Here is a 15616-nt window from a genome sequence, read left to right as displayed (position 1 = left end):
GCTCAAGTAGCCATCCGGGCGGTAGCGCAGAATAAGCGTCGCGGGGTGGAGCAGCCCGGTAGCTCGTCAGGCTCATAACCTGAAGGTCACAGGTTCAAATCCTGTCCCCGCAACCAAAATCCGCAGAAATACCCGAAAAAAGGCCGTGCAAATCCTACCTCCGCATCGCCTTGGCTTGGGGAAGGATCACCCAACCATACGCGCCCGTGCGGCGAAGGCCCGCGCATCGGCGGGGGCGGACCCAAGCTGCGCCGAGGCCGCGAACACCTGGTCCAGCGCCAGATCCGGCCAGCGCGCTTCTGTCAAGCGGGCTAGTGTCTTGCCGGATGACCTGGCCTCGAGACACAGTGCTTTCACGGCCGCTTGGGCCTCGGGGCGCGGCATATGGGCGGCCAGGGCGAAGGACAGCGGTTCGGCGTAGATCAGGCCGCCTTCGGCCTCGATGCCGGCGGCCATCTGGGCGGGATCGGGGGCTATGTTGCGCGCAAGATCGAGACCCACGGCAACGGCGCGCGAGGACAGCAGGCACAGCTGCGGCAGCGTCATCCATTCCGTCAGCCAGGCGACGCTATCGCGCTGCTGGCGATGCACGGCCGCGCCTTGCATGACCGAATTCAGCGCCACGACCTGGCGCGCGATCGACGACAGCAGCGACGGCTGCACCGGGTTCTGCTTTTGCGGCATGGTCGAGGAACCGCCGCTTTTGCCCAAGGTCACCTCTCTCATGCCGCTTTGCCCGAGCAGGATCAGGTCTTCGCCCATTTTTCCCAGTATCGCCGTGATTTGCGTCATCCAGGCGCATATCCCGGCATAGGCGTCGCGGGTGCCGTGCCAGCTGGCGCCGGGGTCCCGCAGGTCGAGGGCCCGGGCCAGCGCGGCGCGGGTTGCGGGGCCCTGGTCGCCCAGTGCCGACAAGGTTCCGGCGGCGCCCGACAGGCTGACCTGGCAGACGGCGTCGCGGTGCCCGTCCAGTTGGCCATGCAGGCGCAGCAGGGGCGCGCCCCAGCTGGCCACGACCGCGCCAAAGCTGACAGGCGTGGCGATCTGCGCATAGGTGCGCCCGGCCATCGGCAGCGTGGCATGTTCATCGGCCAGAAGGCCCAGGGCCCGGATCAGATCCGCCAGCCGCGTCTCGAGCAGTGCGAGGACCCGGCGCAGCCGCAGCACCAGCCCGGTATCCATGATATCCTGCGATGTCGCGCCCCAATGCACGTATTGCGCATGTTCCGGCGCCTGCATCGCATCGCGGAAGGCCTTGACCAGCGCGGGCACGACGACCGCGCTTTGCCCGGTTTCGGCGGCCAGACCGGCGGGGTCGATCTGCAATTCCATCGAGGCGCGGTGAATGGCGGTCGCGGAGAGTTCCGGGATGAGGCCCAGCTCCCCCTGAACACGGGCCAATGCGCCCTCGACCAACAGCATGGCGCGCACTTCGGCGCTGTCGGTGAACAGCGGCGCGGCCTCGGGGTCGAGAAAGAGGTCGCGGTAGATGGCGCTGTCGAGCGGAGAGGCAGGCATCGCGTCAGCCCTCCGCCAGACCGAGGAGGGCGCGCGCCTGCCTCCAGTCCGCGACCGGGCGTTCGTATTTCTCGCACAGCTCTGCCGCGCGCTGTACCAGCGCCGCGTTGGACGGGGCCAGCCGGTCGCGGTCCAGCCGTACGTTGTCTTCCATGCCCGTGCGGGTATGGCCGCCCGCCGCGATCGCCCATTCGTTGAGCTGCAGCTGCGCGGCGCCGATCCCGACGGCGCACCATTCCGCGTCGGGGGCACGGGTTTTCATCGTCTCGACGTAGAAATCGAAAACGGCCCTGTCGGCGGGCATCGCGTTTTTCACCCCCATGACGAACTGCACATAGAGCGGTCCCGCAAGCCGCCCGTCGCGCTGCATGGCCAGCGCTTGCAGGATATGGCTGAGGTCGAAGGCCTCGATCTCCGGCTTGACGTCGTGGCGGAGCATCTCGGCCGCCAGCCAGTCCACCAGTTCGGGCGGGTTTTCATACACGCGCGTCGGAAAATTGTTGGACCCGACCGAAAGCGACGCCATGTCGGGGCGCAGCGGAAGCATACCGCCACGTTCCCGGCCCGCGCCGGACCGCCCGCCGGTGGACAGTTGCACGATCATGCCCGGGCAGTGCTTTTTCAGCCCTTCCATCAGGCGGGCGAATTTCTCCGGGTCGGAGGAGGGCGTCTGATCGTCGTTGCGCACATGGCAATGCGCGATGCTGGCGCCCGCCTCGAAGGCCTGCTGGGTGGATTCGACCTGCTCGGCGATGCTGATCGGCACGGCGGGGTTGTTTTCCTTGCGGGGCAGCGATCCGGTGATCGCCACGCAAATGATGCAGGGTTTCGCAGAAGAGGCCATGTCGGTCACCTTTCGGGTGTTGGGGCGCGGATGGGGCGGCGGATCAGATGTCGAGGAAGATCGTCTCGTCCTCTCCTTGCAGGCGGATGTCGAACCGATAGACGCCATCGCCCTCGTCTCGCGCGACAAGCGTGGGCACCCGGCTTTGATGCTCGATGCTCGACAGCATCGGATCGGCGGCGTTGGCGGCAGGCTCGTCGGGGAAATACATGCGCGTGTGCAGGCCCAGGTTGATCCCCCGCGCGACGATCCAGAACCCGATGTGAGGGGCCATCATGCGGCCGTCGCGAAAGGGCACGGCGCCGGGCTTGATGGTGTCAAAGCGGAATTCGCCGGTCTGCATGTCCCCGGGCGACCGGCCCCAGCCGGTAAAGTTCGGATCGGCGGTTCCGCGGCGTTCGGCGGGCGACGGGTAAAGCCCATCCGCATCGGCCTGCCAGATCTCGACCAGCGCATCGCGCAGCGGCGTGCCGGTGCCGTCCAGCACCCGGCCCGTCACCGTGATGCGCGTACCGCGGGTCCGGTCGTTCGTCATCCTTGTGCCCGGATCCTCGGCATAGACGCCGGTGATCCCGGCGAAATTCGGGGTGCAGCCGATATGCACATATGGCCCCGCGGTCTGCGAGGGCGTTTCCTTCAGGGGGTCGGGGTGGCGCATCCTCAAAGCCCCTCCATCCGGTTTTCGAAGACCGTCTGGCGCGCGCCGCGCAGCACGATATCAAAGCGATAGGCGCGGGCATCCATCGGGATCGCCGCGCGCATGTCCAGCCGCGCGATCAGCCGTTCGACCGCCGCGTCGGAGGCGATGGTGCGCACGATCGGGCAGAGCGGGATCATCGGGTCACCCTCGAAATACATCTGGGTAATCAGACGCTGTGCAAAGGCGCGGCCGAAGACCGAGAAATGAATATGCGCCGGGCGCCAGTCGTTGGGTCCGTTGGGCCAGGGGTAGGGGCCGGGTTGAACGGTGCGGAACTCGTAGTTGCCCGCCTCATCCGTGATGGTACGACCGCAGCCGCCGAAATTCGGGTCGAGCGGTGCCAGGTAGCCTTCCTTGGCATGGCGATAGCGTCCGCCCGCGTTGGCCTGCCACACCTCGATCAGGGCATCCGGCACGCCGCGGCCGGTTTCATCCACAACACGGCCAGATACCACGATGCGCGGCCCGATCGCGCTTTCGCCGCCTTTGGCGTGGTTCAGGATCAGATCGTTGTCGAGCCTGCCGAGGATATCATGCCCGAAGACGGGTCCGGTTTCCTCCGACAGGGTGGTGGGAAAGGCGAGCGGCGCGCGCCCGGGGGCGCGGGCGATCGAGGTCTTGTAGCCCGGCGTCTGGGCGGGCGGATGCCACGCGCGATCGCGCGCGTGATAGCTGCTCATCGCGTGGCCTCCATCTCGGCATAGGTCTGCTTGGCGATCTTGAGCGCGCGGTTGGCACGCGGCACGCCCGCATAGACGGCGACGTGCTGGAACGCCTCCAGCACGTCGCGCTTGCTGGCGCCGGTGTTCGCGGTGGCGCGGATGTGCATGGCGATCTCGTCGAAATTGCCGGTGGCCGCCAGCAGCGCGAGTGTCAGCATCGAGCGTTCGCGCAGCGTGATTCCGTCGGAGGCCCAGACGGTGCCCCAGGCCCCTTCGGCAATCATGGTCTGGAAAGGCGCGTCGAATTCGGTCTTGGCCGCTTCGGCGCGGTCGACATGGGCGTCGCCCAGCACATGGCGCCGGATATCCATGCCCAGATCATAGCGTTCAGACATGGCCGGTCGCTTTCAGAAAGCGGGTCAGATGCGCGGCATAGCCGACCGGGTCCTCGACGCAGGGCAGATGCCCCACGCCGCGCATCAGCTCGAAACGCGATCCGGGGATCAGCGCGGCGGTTTCGCGCACCAGATCCGGCGGGGTGGCGCCGTCTTCCGAACCGGCGATGGCCAGCGTGGGCAGGCGCAGCCCGCTGGTGGGGGTGATCATGTCGCAGCCCGCGATCGCGGCGGAACAGCCGATATACCCCTGCACGGGCGTGTTCACCAGCATGTTGCGCCAGGCGGGCAAGGCATCGCCGTCGCGGAAACGGGGTGAAAACCAGCGCTGCATCACCGTGTCGGCCATCGGCGCCAGCCCGTCGCGGGCGATGGCGTCGATCCGGTCCTGCCACAGCTGCGGCGTGCCGATCTTGGCGGCGGTGTTAGACAACACCATCGCGCGGACTAGATCCATGCGTTTCACCGCCAGCCCCTGCGCGATCAGCCCGCCGATCGACAGGCCGACGAACAGGCAATTGCGCACGCCCAGGTGATCCAGCAGCCGTTCCGCATCGCCCACCAGCGTGCCCATCTTGTAGGGCGCGGGCGGCACATCGCTCAGGCCGTGGCCGCGCTTGTCATAGCGGATCAGCCGCAGCCCGTCAGGCAGCAGCGGCACCACCTGATCCCACAGCCGCAGATCGGTGCCCAGCGAATTGGCAAAGACCACCGGCGCGCCGTCGGGATCGCCTTCGTCGCGGAAATGAACGTTGATATCGTCGAGCTTGACCGTCTGCATCAATATGGCAACCCTATGTAGTTTTCCGCCAGCACGGTCTGCGCGGCGGCGGAATGTTCCAGATATTCCAGCTCGCTTTCCTGAATGCGCTGGTCGAACTCCGACTGGTCGGGAAAGCGGTGCATCGTCGTGGTGAACCACCAGGAAAAGCGGATCGCCTTCCAGGCGCGGGCCAGCGCGGTGGCGGCGTAGCGGTCGATGCCGCCGACGTCGCGGTCGCGGTAATAGGCGATCAGCGCACGGCTGAGGTAGTGCACATCCGACATCGCCAGATTCAGCCCCTTGGCCCCGGTGGGCGGCACGATATGCGCCGCATCGCCCACCAGAAACAGCCGCCCCCAGCGCATCGGCTCTGCCACGAACGACCGCAGCGGTGCCAGGGATTTTTCGACCGAAGGGCCGGTCACGAGGCTTTGGGCGGCATCATCCGGGATCCGGCGGCGCAGCTCGTCCCAAAACCTGTCGTCGGTCCATTTTTCGATCGGGTCGTCCAGCGGGGCCTGGATGTAGTAACGGCTGAGGTGCCGGTTGCGCATGGAACACAGCGCAAAGCCGCGGGCATGGTTCGCGTAGATCAGCTCATGGCTGACGGGCGGCGTCTGGCTGAGGATGCCGAGCCAGCCAAAGGGATAGGTCCGTTCATATTCCTTGCGCACAGCGGCGGGGACGCTGGTGCGGCTGACGCCGTGAAAGCCGTCGCACCCGGCGATGTAATCGCAATCGACGCGATGCTCGGTGCCGTTCAGAACGTAGCTGACAAAGGGCGCGTCGCCGTCCGGATCGTGCAGCGTCACGCCTTCGACCCCGTGCAGGATCTTGCCCTCCGCTGCCGCGCGGGCGTCATAGAGATCGCGCGTCACCTCGGTCTGGCCGTAAACCATCACCTGCTTGCCGGTCAGCTGCCGGAAGTCGATGCGAAACCCGCGGTTCTGCAACGCAAGGAAGGTGCCGTCATGCGCAAACCCTTCGGCATCCATCCGCGCGCCCACACCGGCGGACCGCAACAGCTCGACCGTGCCCCATTCCAGCACGCCCGCCCGGATCCGGCCGAGCACGTAGTCCCGGCTCTTGCGTTCCAGCACGACCGTGTCGATACCCGCGCGGTGCAGGATCTGGGACAGCAGCAACCCGGAAGGCCCGCCGCCGATAATGCAAACCTGTGTCCGCAAGATGGCTCCTCCCCGGCTCGGCTTCTTGCGGGGTCCAGTTTACAATTTCAGCCACCGGATGTCCCGCCCTCGATGGCGCGGGCGAAAAGCGCCGGGTCGACATTGCCGCCGGTGGCCACGGCGATGACCGTGTCGCCGCTGAGTTCGGCCGGATGAAAAAGCGCGGCCGCCAGCGACACGGCGCCGCCCGGTTCCAGCACGATCCGCAACCGCTCGAACGCCGCGGCCATCGCCTTGAGGCATTCGTCCTCGGTGACGACAAGGCCCGATCCGCAAAGCCGCTGCATGATCGGAAAGGTCAGCTCTCCTGGGTGGGGGGTGACGATGGCATCGCACAGGCTGCCCGAGCTGCGCGCGTTTGTGCAGATGTCCCCGGCGGCCAGGGATCGGGCAGTATCGTCGAACCCCTCGGGCTCCACCGTGCGGACGCAAAGCGCCGGCGCACGGGACTCAAGCGCCAGCGCAATGCCCGATGTCAGGCCGCCGCCACCGCAGCACACCAGCACATCCGCGGCCTCGAGCGATTCGTTGCGCAGCTGCCAGGCCAATTCCAGCCCCACGGTGCCTTGTCCCGCGATCACCTGCGGATCGTCGAACGGCTTGATCAGATGCAGACCGTCGCGCGCCGCCAGGGTGGTGCCGATCGCGTCGCGGTCTTCGGTGTCGCGGTCGTAAAGCACCACTTCGGCCCCCAGGGCGCGGGTGTTCTCGATTTTCACCGCGGGCGCGTCATCGGGCATGATGATCACCGCCCGCACCCCGTGCCGCCGCGCGGCCAGCGCGACGCCCTGCGCATGGTTGCCCGACGAATAGGCGATGACTCCCGTCTCGCGCGCGGCAGGGTCCAGCGCCGATACCGCCGACCAACCACCGCGGAACTTGAACGAGCCGGTATGTTGCAGACATTCCGCCTTGACCAGCACCCGCCGCCCGGCGATGTCGTCCAGAAAGGGCGACGACAGGATCGGCGTCAGCCGTGCGTGCCCTTGCAGCCGCAGCGCGGCGGCCTCGATCATTTCGATGTTCATTGCACTACCTTCAGAAAGGCCCGGATCGCGGCCAGGCTCTCGGGTTCATCCAGAAAGGGGACGTGGCCGCGCCCGGGGACTTCGGCATGGATCATGTCCGGCCTGCGGCGCCGCATTTCCGCGGCAGTCGCGGCAGACAAAAGGTCCGAATTCGCGCCGCGGATCAGCGCCAGCGGCAGGCCCGAAAGCGCATCGAACAGCGGCCACAGATCCGGGGCGGGTTGCGCGGCGCCTGCCTCTACCGCGTCGCGCAGGCGCGGGTCATAGGTGATCGCCAGCCCGCTGTCGGTTTCGCGCGTGACGCGCGCGACATGCGCGGCCCAGCGGCCGGCGGGCACGGCGCCGAATTCCGGCATCAGCGCCGGCATGGCCGCCGCCATCTGCGCCCGGTCGGCAAAAGCGGGATCGCGTCCGAGATACCCCATGATCTTGCCCAGCCCCCGGGGGTCCAGCTCCGGCCCGATGTCGTTGAGGCAAACCCCCGCGAGGCGGTGCTTGTGCGTGGCGGCCATCGCCATCGCGATAAGCCCCCCGCGAGAGGTGCCCAGCACCGCCGCCCGGTCCACGCCCAGGTGATCCATCAACTCCAGCACGTCGCGCAACTCCACCGGGATCGTGTAACTGGCGGGATCGGCCCAGGTCGAGCGGCCTCGCCCGCGATAGTCGGGGCGGATCAGCCGCAGCGGCGGAAGATGCGGCACGAGATCGTCGAAATCGGTTCCGTCACGCGTGAGGCCCGGCAGGCAGATCAGCGGCAGGCCCCGCCCCTCGTCCCGATAGGCCAACATCACCCCGTCCGAGGCGGCGAAGCGCGCGATCACAGGCGCGCCGCCAGCGCCGGAATGCCGCTCAGGTCGTTCAGGATTTCGTCCGGCCGCCAGGGCAGGCGATCGACGGGCTCGCCCGCGCGGTTGACCCAGGCCGTGTTGAACCCATACCCCGAGGAGGCAGCGGCGTCCCAGCCGTTGGAGGAGACAAACAACACCTCGGCGGGCTTGCAGCCCATCTTCTTGCCGACCAGATCGTAGACCGAGCGATGCGGCTTGAACACGCCGACGCTTTCCACCGACAGCACATGGTCCAGCATCTCCTCCAGTCCCGATGAGCGCACCGCGCCCTCCAGCATCCGCGGCGAGCCGTTCGACAGGATCGCGGTTGCGAAACCGCTGCCTTTCAGCCGGGCCAGCATGTCGGAGACCTCCGGATATGCCGACAGCTCCCAATAGAGGTCCAGCAGCCGCTGGCGCAGGGCCTGATCTTCTTGCAGCCCCGCCGCTTCCAATGCCCAGTCCAGCCCGTCCTGCGTGACCTGCCAGAAATCGTCATGCGTGTCGGTGACGGCCCGCAGCCAAGAATATTGCAGTTGCTTCAGCCGCCAATCGACGGCGATCTGCTGCCAGCGCGCGGCGAATTCCCGATGGTCCGTCTCGGCCGCGGCCTGACGGGCCGCCGCCGATACATCGAAAAGTGTTCCGTAGGCGTCGAAGACGCAGGTCGTGATTGGCATCGGGTGGGGTCCTCTTGACGTGACGTGGGCGCACGATGGCACAGCCGCAAGACGGACGAAAGGGTGCGGCATCGCCCGGCCCCAGTCCGGCCCCGGACCCGGACCCGGCGCGGCGGAGGGGGCATGGCATGGATATTTGAAGACCAGAAGAAAACGCAGAAGAAACGGCGCGTGGTTCTTCTGGTCTGAAATATCCCCGCCGGAGGCGTGTCGGCCTCAGTGCAGGTTTTCGGCCTGCGGCATTCCGAGAATGTGGTAGCCGCCGTCGACATGCACGATCTCGCCGGTGGTGCAGGCCGCGAGGTCCGAGGCCAGATACACCGCGGCGCCGCCCACCGCCTCGAGCGTCGCATTGGTGCCCAGCGGGGCGTTTTCCTCGGTGTGGCGGAAGGTCTTTCGCGCCCCCCCGATGGCGGCCCCGGCCAGCGTCTTCATCGGACCCGGAGAGATCGCGTTCACCCGGATGCCGTCGCGGCCCAGATCGTTGGCAAGGTAGCGAACCGAGGACTCCAGCGCCGCCTTGGCCACGCCCATGACGTTGTAATGTGGCGTGACCGCGTTCGAGCCCTGGTAGGTCAGCGTCAGAATCGAGCTGCCCGCCGCCATCATGGGCGCCGCACGGCGCGCCACATCGATCAGCGAATAGCATGAAATCGTCAACGAGTTGCGGAAGTTGCTGCGCGTGGTGTTGACGAAGCGCCCGGCAAGCTCGGTCTTGTCGGAATAGGCGATGGCGTGGATCACGAAATCCAGTTCGCCCCAGCGGTCCTGCAGGGTGGCGAAGGCCGCGTCGAGCGAGGCGTCGTTGGTGACATCGACGTCGATCAGGATATCCGACCCGACGCTGGCCGCCAGCGGGACGACGCGCTTGCCGAAGGCCTCGCCCTGGTAGGAAAACGCCAGCTCGGCCCCCGCGGCATGCAGCGCGCGCGCGATGCCCCAGGCGATGGAGCGGTCATTGGCCACCCCCATGACAAGCCCGCGCTTGCCCTTCATCAGATCGTTCATCGCGGCCTATCCGTTGTATTTGCTCATCACCAGCGTCGCATTGGTGCCGCCGAAGCCGAAGCTGTTGGACAGCACCGTATCGAGGCCCGCATTGTCCACGCGCGTCGTCGCGATCTCGCCCGCGTCGATGGCCGGATCCAGCTCGGTCACATTGGCCGAGGCCGCGATGAAATCGTTCTCCAGCATCAGCAGGGAATAGATCGCCTCATGCACGCCGGTGGCGCCCAGCGAATGGCCGGTCAGCGACTTGGTGGAGCTGATGGGCGGTGTGCTGCCCCGGCCGAAGACGCGGCGCACGGCCTCCACCTCGGTCACGTCGCCCGCAGGGGTCGAGGTGCCATGCGCGTTGATGTAGCTGACGCGGCGATCGCCCAGATCCTTGACGGCCAGCCGCATCGAGCGTTCGCCGCCCTCGCCCGAAGGCGCGACCATGTCGTGCCCGTCCGAGGTGGCGCCGTAGCCGGTGACCTCGGCGTAGATCTTCGCGCCGCGGGCCTTCGCGTGCTCCAGTTCCTCCAGCACCACGATGCCGCCGCCGCCGCCGATGACAAATCCGTCGCGCGTGGCGTCGAAGGGGCGCGAGGCCGTTTCGGGCGTGTCGTTGTACTTGGAGCTCATCGCGCCCATCGCGTCGAAGAGGCACGACAGGGTCCAGTCGACCTCTTCGCCACCGCCGGCAAAGACGACATCCTGCTTGCCCAGCTGGATCTGTTCGACCGCGTTGCCGATGCAATGCGCCGAGGTCGAGCAGGCGGAGGTGATCGAATAGTTGATGCCCTTGATCTTGAAGGGCGTGGCCAGGCAGGCCGAGACGGTCGAGGACATGCAGCGCGTGACCATGAAGGGGCCCATCCGTTTGGGCGCGCCCTTTTCCACCACGATCTTATGCGCGTCGAAGAGGTTCGACGTCGACGGCCCGCCCGATCCCGCGATCAGGCCGGTCATCTCGTTGCTGACCTCATGCGGTTCCAGCCCGCTGTCGGCGATGGCCTGTTCCATCGACAGATAGGCATAGGCCGCCGTCGGCCCCATGAAGCGCAGCTGGCGCTTGTCGATGCTGGCCACCAGGTCGATCTGCGGGATGCCCGCCACCTGGCTGCGAAAGCCGTGCGCGGCGTACTCGGGCTCCGCCCGGATGCCCGAACGGCCCTGGCGCAGGCTTTCGGTGACTTCTGCTGCGTTGTTCCCGATGGGCGAGACAATGCCCATACCGGTAATGACGACTCGGCGCATACGCGTCCTCCTTCGGCCTCGGGGGCCTATTCCTCGTCCTTGAAAAGTCCGACCTTCAGGTTTTCGGCCGTGTAGATTTCCTGCCCGTCGGCCAGCATCCGCCCGTTGGCGATGCCCAGCTTGAGCTTGCGGTCGATGACGCGGGTGAAGTCGATGTGATAGGTGACCATCTCGACCGAGGGGGTGACCATGCCGGTGAACTTGACCTCGCCCACGCCCAGCGCGCGCCCGCGCCCGGTCATGCCGCGCCAGCCCAGGTTGAACCCGGTCAGCTGCCACAGCGCATCGAGTCCCAGACAGCCCGGCATCACCGGGTCGCCGGGGAAATGGCAGGCGAAGAACCACAGATCCTCGGTGATGTCGAATTCGGCCACGACATGACCCTTGCCATTTTCGCCGCCGTCCGCAGAGATGTCGGTGATCCGATCCATCATCAGCATCGGCGGTTCCGGCAGCTGCGGATTGCCCGGACCGAACAGGTCGCCGCGCGCGCAGGCCAGCAAACCATCCTTGTCAAAGCTCGTCGGGAAATCTGCCATGCGGCCTAGCCTCTTGATTTAGTCATGCGATCTTCGTTTCCTCTATCACCGGGCTTCGCAAGCTGGCAAGGGCGCTGGGCCCCGCCCAGCCTGCGAAACGGGCCGGGGAGCAGCGGAAATCATTTGAAACTTCGCCGCCCCGCCCCCTATATAGGTGCTGTGTGGCACAAGAGAACGGCATGACCCCTCAGAGACTTCAGCACGGAGCGGAATGGCTGGCTCAGGCGGGTCTGCGTCCGACACGCCAGCGCCTGTCGCTGGCGGCGCTGCTCGTGGGCGACGGGCAGAACCGCCACGTCACCGCCGAAAGCCTTTTCGCCGCGGCCGATGGCGCCGGGGAAAAAGTGTCGCTGGCCACGGTCTATAACACGCTGCGGACGTTCTGCGATGCGGGGCTGATGCAGGAGGTGACCGTGGACGGCACGAAATCCTATTTCGACACCCGCGTCGACGATCATCCGCATTTCTACTGGGAAGACAGCGGTACGCTGACCGATGCCGCCGCCGACCAGCTGCGGATCTCCGATCTGCCGGACCCGCCCGAGGGGATGGAAATCGCCAAGGTCGACGTGGTGATCAGGCTGCGCCGCAGTTAGCCGCGCCCAGCCCCGGCATGCCCCCGCATGGTGCCGCTCAGGCGTTCAGAACCACTGGCCGGGTTCCATCAGGCCCAGATCCATCAACTGCTGTGAATTCCATTCGAACCTGGCGGAGTTGCGCCAGCGGAAATCGCTGATGTCATAGGTGGACCCCGGGTTCAGCTTCAGCGCCTTGGCGGTGCGGAACGAACAGATCGTCGCCGTCACGTTGTTGTGCCAGGGGCAGGCGAAAGTGTTGTATTCCTCGATGTTGAAGGTGTGGTTCTCGCGCAGGTGCAGCCCCGGCTGCGCCCGAAACAGCGCGATGCGATCGATCTTGCGCCGCCTCTGCGGGATGTGTTCCTCATACCGCCAGCGCAAGCCGCCAAAGAAATCCAGCTGCCGTTCGAGCGGATGGTTGTGGTTCGCCGGATCCAGCCGCGATTGCGCGTAATAGCCCGAGCGGTCCAGATAGGCCTCCGTCAGCGAGACCGCGCTTTCGTTCGCGACCAGATCGCCGGCGTATAGGTCGATCACGTAGCACAGCACGGAATCGCGGCGTTCCTCGGTGGTGAAGGACAGCATCTCGCGCGCGCTGCGCGTCTCGCAGAAGGGAAAGAACAGGTATTCCGCGTTGAAGCAGTAATACATCCAGATGTCCGGCGCGGCCGCGATGATCCGGTTGATCAGATCGACGGGGCGCTGGCGGGCGGAATGGAAATCGATGCGGTGCACGGCCTCGGCCAGATCGCGCGGCAGGGTCAGTTCGGTCGGCGCGAAAAGGGCGATCTCGTGGAACCCCAGGTCCATGTGATGGCGCAGGGTCGAATCGACCTCCAGCAGATCCTCGACGAAGATCATCGCCAGCGGGCCCTTGATCGTCTTTGGCAGGGTCGATGAAATAAACCCGTCCAGATCGCCGTATCGCATCGCCTGTCTCCGTTTTCGGGCCCGACTCCGTTTTTGGGCCTGTCCCCGTTTCCGGGCCTGCTGCGTGCCCCGGGGTTTTCTGCCCGTGGAAATCTGAATGTGCCAAAGGGCGCGGCATATCAACCCCGGCTTGCTGCGCGTTGCAGGTCGCGGCCGATTTCGGTAAGCCCCGGATCTGATCCTCGAAAGGTACTGTCGCATGTCGGAACGCAAGAAAGTCTTTATCAAGACCTATGGCTGTCAGATGAACGTCTACGACAGCGAACGCATGGCGGAGGCGCTGGGCGGTCAGGGCTACGACAGCACCGACCGGGCCGAGGATGCCGACATGATCCTTCTGAATACCTGCCACATCCGCGAAAAGGCGGCCGAAAAGGTCTATTCCGAACTGGGCCGGATGAAGCCGCTGAAGATCGCCCGCCCGGATCTGAAGATCGGTGTCGCGGGCTGCGTGGCACAGGCGGAGGGCGAGGAGATCATGCGGCGCCAGCCGATGGTCGATCTGGTGGTCGGGCCGCAAAGCTATCACCGCCTGCCGCAGATGGAGGCCCGCGTGCAGGCGGGCGAAAAGGCGCTGGACACCGATTTTCCCGCAGAGGACAAGTTCGCCACGCTCCGCACGCGCCCGCGGATGAAGCGCGCGCCGTCGGCCTTTCTGACGGTGCAGGAAGGATGCGACAAGTTCTGCGCCTTTTGCGTGGTGCCCTACACCAGCGGCGCCGAGGTCAGCCGCCCGGCGGAGCGCATTCTCGAAGAAGCCCGCGATCTTGTGGCGCGCGGCGTGCGCGAGCTGACGCTGCTGGGCCAGAACGTCAACGCCTATCACGGCGCGGCGGCCGGGGTCGCGGCGGGGGGCACGGCGGGGAACAGGGCGGCAGGGGGCGACTGGACGCTGGCCCGCCTGATCCGCGCGCTTGCCGAAATCGACGGGCTGGAGCGTATCCGCTACACGACCAGCCACCCCAACGACATGGGCGACGACCTGATCGCGGCACACGCCGATTGCGACAAGCTGATGCCCTATCTTCATCTGCCGGTGCAGTCGGGATCGGACAGGATTCTCAAGGCGATGAACCGCAAGCACACCGCCGCCGCCTATCTCGAACTGATCGAAAAGATCCGCGCGGCGCGCCCCGACCTGATGCTGTCGGGCGATTTCATCGTGGGTTTCCCCGGCGAAACCGACGCGGATTTCGAACAGACGCTGGACCTGGTGCGCCAGGTGGGATTCGGCCAGGCGTATTCGTTCAAATACTCGACCCGGCCCGGCACCCCCGCCGCCGAACGCGCGCAGGTCGAAGAGGCGGTCAAGGACGAACGGCTGCAAAGGTTGCAGGCGCTGTTGACCCAACAGCAAAGGCAGGCGCAGGATGCGATGGTGGGGCGCACGGTCAAGGTCCTGTTCGAACGGCGCGGACGGATGCCGGGGCAGCTGACGGGAAAATCGGACTATCTGCACGCTGTTCACGTGACCGCCCCGGACAGTTTCCTGTCGCAGGTGAAATCTGTCAGAATCATGGCGACCTCGACGAATTCGCTGGCCGGCGAACTTGTCGAAACTTGAGATTTCGCGGCGATTCGATCGTCAGCAGGCGCCAACCGGCAACAATGCGCGGCGCGGTTGTGCAATGTTGCGGCATAAGCAACTAAATATAGTAATTATTTCTTCACAACCCCCCGAAATTTGTTAAGATTTGGGCATAGTGACGAGCGGAGTGAGTGGGGACCTTCGCGTGTCGTAATCCTGTGGGTTTTGACAAAGGAAAATGTTGTGCAGATGAGGATTTCAAACACGCTTCGCAAGGTGATCGGGGGGACGGCTCTTGGCGTGCTGCTCGCCATCGTGGCGCCGGTCGCGCCGGCCTCTGCGGATGAGCGGCCCGAACTGGGGCCCCATGTCCATCGCAAGTTCCAGAACAACGGCCGCAAGGTCACCGTCCAGGCGGAACGCTACAAGCCGACGATCTGGGTCGACCCCGACGGGTGCCAGCATTGGGTGATGGACGACGGTGCCGAAGGGTACATGACGCCCAACGTCACCCGGGACGGCAAGCCCGTGTGCAACCGCGGCAACGCCTGCATGACGCTGAACACCGATACCAATTTCGCGACCGACAGCTACCAGCTGAACGCGCGCGGCCGTCAGGTGCTGGACGATTTCTTCCGCACGGCCAAGGCGACGGCCTTCGTGGTGATCGGCCACACCGACAGCCGTGCCAGCGACGCCTATAACCTCAAGCTCGGCTTCAACCGCGCCAACACGGTGGCGCTCTACGGCAAACGGCTGGGGGCGCGTATCGCCGATATCCGCACCTTCGGCGAACGGATGCCCAAGGCGACCAACGCGACACCGCAGGGCCGCTTCCAGAACCGTCGTGTCGAAATTATGTGCATCCGTTAAGGGGGGGGAAGTCATGACCATCACCAAAGGTATTCTGCTTCTGTCCGCGGCGGCGCTCTTGTCGGGCTGCGTGACCAACAAGACCAACAAGACGGTCGATCGTTTCTACGACAGCAAGGATCTCAGCCAGCTTCAGGCGGGGATCTGGATCGACCCGAACGGCTGCGATCACTGGATCATCGACGATGGCGTCGAGGGGTACCTGTCGCAGCGGCTCGACGATTACGGCAAGCCCGTGTGTTCGGGATCCGCGCCTCCGGGCTATGCGATCGGCAACTTCAAGGGCGGCAGCGCCTTTCCCGACCCGATCTGATCTGAACCGG

The 15616-nt window shown here is 65.9% G+C and carries 18 protein-coding genes and 1 tRNA gene; 5 read left to right on the top strand and 14 right to left on the bottom strand.

The window, feature by feature from the left end:
- Positions 1–39 precede the first annotated feature (39 nt).
- Positions 40–116: transfer RNA gene (locus ACU0BR_RS09495), tRNA-Met, on the top strand.
- Between the two features lie 70 nt (positions 117–186).
- Here ACU0BR_RS09495 and ACU0BR_RS09490 read toward each other — a convergent pair.
- The 13 genes from ACU0BR_RS09490 to fabA form a co-directional block, all read right to left on the bottom strand.
- Positions 187–1518, bottom strand: a complete 1332-nt coding sequence (locus tag ACU0BR_RS09490) for a lyase family protein (protein ID WP_446156598.1) — start codon at positions 1516–1518, stop codon at positions 187–189.
- Positions 1519–1522: 4 nt separating this feature from the next.
- Positions 1523–2362, bottom strand: coding sequence for a 3-keto-5-aminohexanoate cleavage protein (locus ACU0BR_RS09485; protein WP_446156597.1), 840 nt, complete (start codon positions 2360–2362; stop codon positions 1523–1525).
- Between the two features lie 43 nt (positions 2363–2405).
- The gene (gene pcaG / locus ACU0BR_RS09480; RefSeq protein WP_446156596.1) at positions 2406–3020 is read right to left on the bottom strand and encodes a protocatechuate 3,4-dioxygenase subunit alpha; all 615 of its coding nucleotides are present in this window, start codon (positions 3018–3020) and stop codon (positions 2406–2408) included.
- Positions 3021–3022: 2 nt separating this feature from the next.
- Positions 3023–3742, bottom strand: coding sequence for a protocatechuate 3,4-dioxygenase subunit beta (pcaH, locus tag ACU0BR_RS09475; RefSeq protein ID WP_446156595.1), 720 nt, complete (start codon positions 3740–3742; stop codon positions 3023–3025).
- A complete protein-coding gene (gene pcaC / locus ACU0BR_RS09470) occupies positions 3739–4119 on the bottom strand; it encodes a 4-carboxymuconolactone decarboxylase (RefSeq protein WP_446156594.1) in 381 nt (126 codons plus the stop codon). The genes pcaH and pcaC overlap by 4 nt, the downstream gene beginning before the upstream one ends.
- Positions 4112–4900: a 3-oxoadipate enol-lactonase gene (gene pcaD / locus ACU0BR_RS09465; RefSeq protein ID WP_446156593.1), complete on the bottom strand. Its 789-nt coding sequence runs from the start codon at positions 4898–4900 to the stop codon at positions 4112–4114. The genes pcaC and pcaD overlap by 8 nt, the downstream gene beginning before the upstream one ends.
- Positions 4900–6069 (bottom strand): 4-hydroxybenzoate 3-monooxygenase, encoded by a 1170-nt coding sequence (gene pobA, locus ACU0BR_RS09460; protein WP_446156592.1) that lies wholly within the window; start codon positions 6067–6069, stop codon positions 4900–4902. The genes pcaD and pobA overlap by 1 nt, the downstream gene beginning before the upstream one ends.
- A gap of 47 nt (positions 6070–6116) precedes the next feature.
- A complete protein-coding gene (locus ACU0BR_RS09455) occupies positions 6117–7097 on the bottom strand; it encodes a threonine ammonia-lyase (RefSeq protein WP_446156591.1) in 981 nt (326 codons plus the stop codon).
- Positions 7094–7885 (bottom strand): alpha/beta fold hydrolase, encoded by a 792-nt coding sequence (locus tag ACU0BR_RS09450; protein WP_446156590.1) that lies wholly within the window; start codon positions 7883–7885, stop codon positions 7094–7096. Before ACU0BR_RS09450 ends, ACU0BR_RS09455 begins: the two co-directional genes overlap by 4 nt.
- A 29-nt stretch (positions 7886–7914) precedes the next feature.
- The gene (locus tag ACU0BR_RS09445; RefSeq protein ID WP_446156589.1) at positions 7915–8604 is read right to left on the bottom strand and encodes a haloacid dehalogenase type II; all 690 of its coding nucleotides are present in this window, start codon (positions 8602–8604) and stop codon (positions 7915–7917) included.
- 216 nt (positions 8605–8820) lie between these two features.
- Positions 8821–9612 (bottom strand): enoyl-ACP reductase FabI, encoded by a 792-nt coding sequence (locus tag ACU0BR_RS09440; protein WP_446156588.1) that lies wholly within the window; start codon positions 9610–9612, stop codon positions 8821–8823.
- Between the two features lie 6 nt (positions 9613–9618).
- Positions 9619–10845 carry a beta-ketoacyl-ACP synthase I gene (fabB, locus tag ACU0BR_RS09435; protein WP_446156587.1) on the bottom strand — a complete coding sequence of 409 codons (1227 nt, stop codon included), beginning with the start codon at positions 10843–10845 and terminating at the stop codon, positions 9619–9621.
- Positions 10846–10871: 26 nt separating this feature from the next.
- Positions 10872–11384: a bifunctional 3-hydroxydecanoyl-ACP dehydratase/trans-2-decenoyl-ACP isomerase gene (gene fabA / locus ACU0BR_RS09430; protein ID WP_446156586.1), complete on the bottom strand. Its 513-nt coding sequence runs from the start codon at positions 11382–11384 to the stop codon at positions 10872–10874.
- Positions 11385–11563: 179 nt separating this feature from the next.
- Between fabA and irrA the strand changes: the two genes are divergently transcribed.
- Entirely contained in the window at positions 11564–11980 is a 417-nt protein-coding gene (irrA, locus tag ACU0BR_RS09425; protein WP_446156585.1) for an iron response transcriptional regulator IrrA, read from the top strand.
- A 45-nt stretch (positions 11981–12025) separates the two neighbouring features.
- On the opposite strand, the gene ACU0BR_RS09420 is transcribed toward irrA, so the two are convergent.
- Positions 12026–12892, bottom strand: a complete 867-nt coding sequence (locus tag ACU0BR_RS09420) for a hypothetical protein (protein ID WP_446156584.1) — start codon at positions 12890–12892, stop codon at positions 12026–12028.
- A 199-nt stretch (positions 12893–13091) separates the two neighbouring features.
- Here ACU0BR_RS09420 and miaB point away from each other — a divergent pair, with 199 nt between their 5' ends.
- The 3 genes from miaB to ACU0BR_RS09405 all read left to right on the top strand — a co-directional run bounded on the left by miaB (position 13092) and on the right by ACU0BR_RS09405 (position 15606).
- Positions 13092–14456 (top strand): tRNA (N6-isopentenyl adenosine(37)-C2)-methylthiotransferase MiaB, encoded by a 1365-nt coding sequence (gene miaB / locus ACU0BR_RS09415; protein ID WP_446156583.1) that lies wholly within the window; start codon positions 13092–13094, stop codon positions 14454–14456.
- 213 nt (positions 14457–14669) lie between these two features.
- Positions 14670–15293 (top strand): OmpA family protein, encoded by a 624-nt coding sequence (locus ACU0BR_RS09410; protein ID WP_446156582.1) that lies wholly within the window; start codon positions 14670–14672, stop codon positions 15291–15293.
- A gap of 13 nt (positions 15294–15306) precedes the next feature.
- Positions 15307–15606: a hypothetical protein gene (locus ACU0BR_RS09405; RefSeq protein ID WP_446156581.1), complete on the top strand. Its 300-nt coding sequence runs from the start codon at positions 15307–15309 to the stop codon at positions 15604–15606.
- The last annotated feature ends 10 nt before the right edge of the window (positions 15607–15616 follow it).

The sequence above is a fragment of the Brevirhabdus sp. genome (assembly GCF_052826345.1).
Note: the sequence above shows the minus strand (reverse complement) of the source record. Positions and strands in the feature narration are given on the sequence as shown.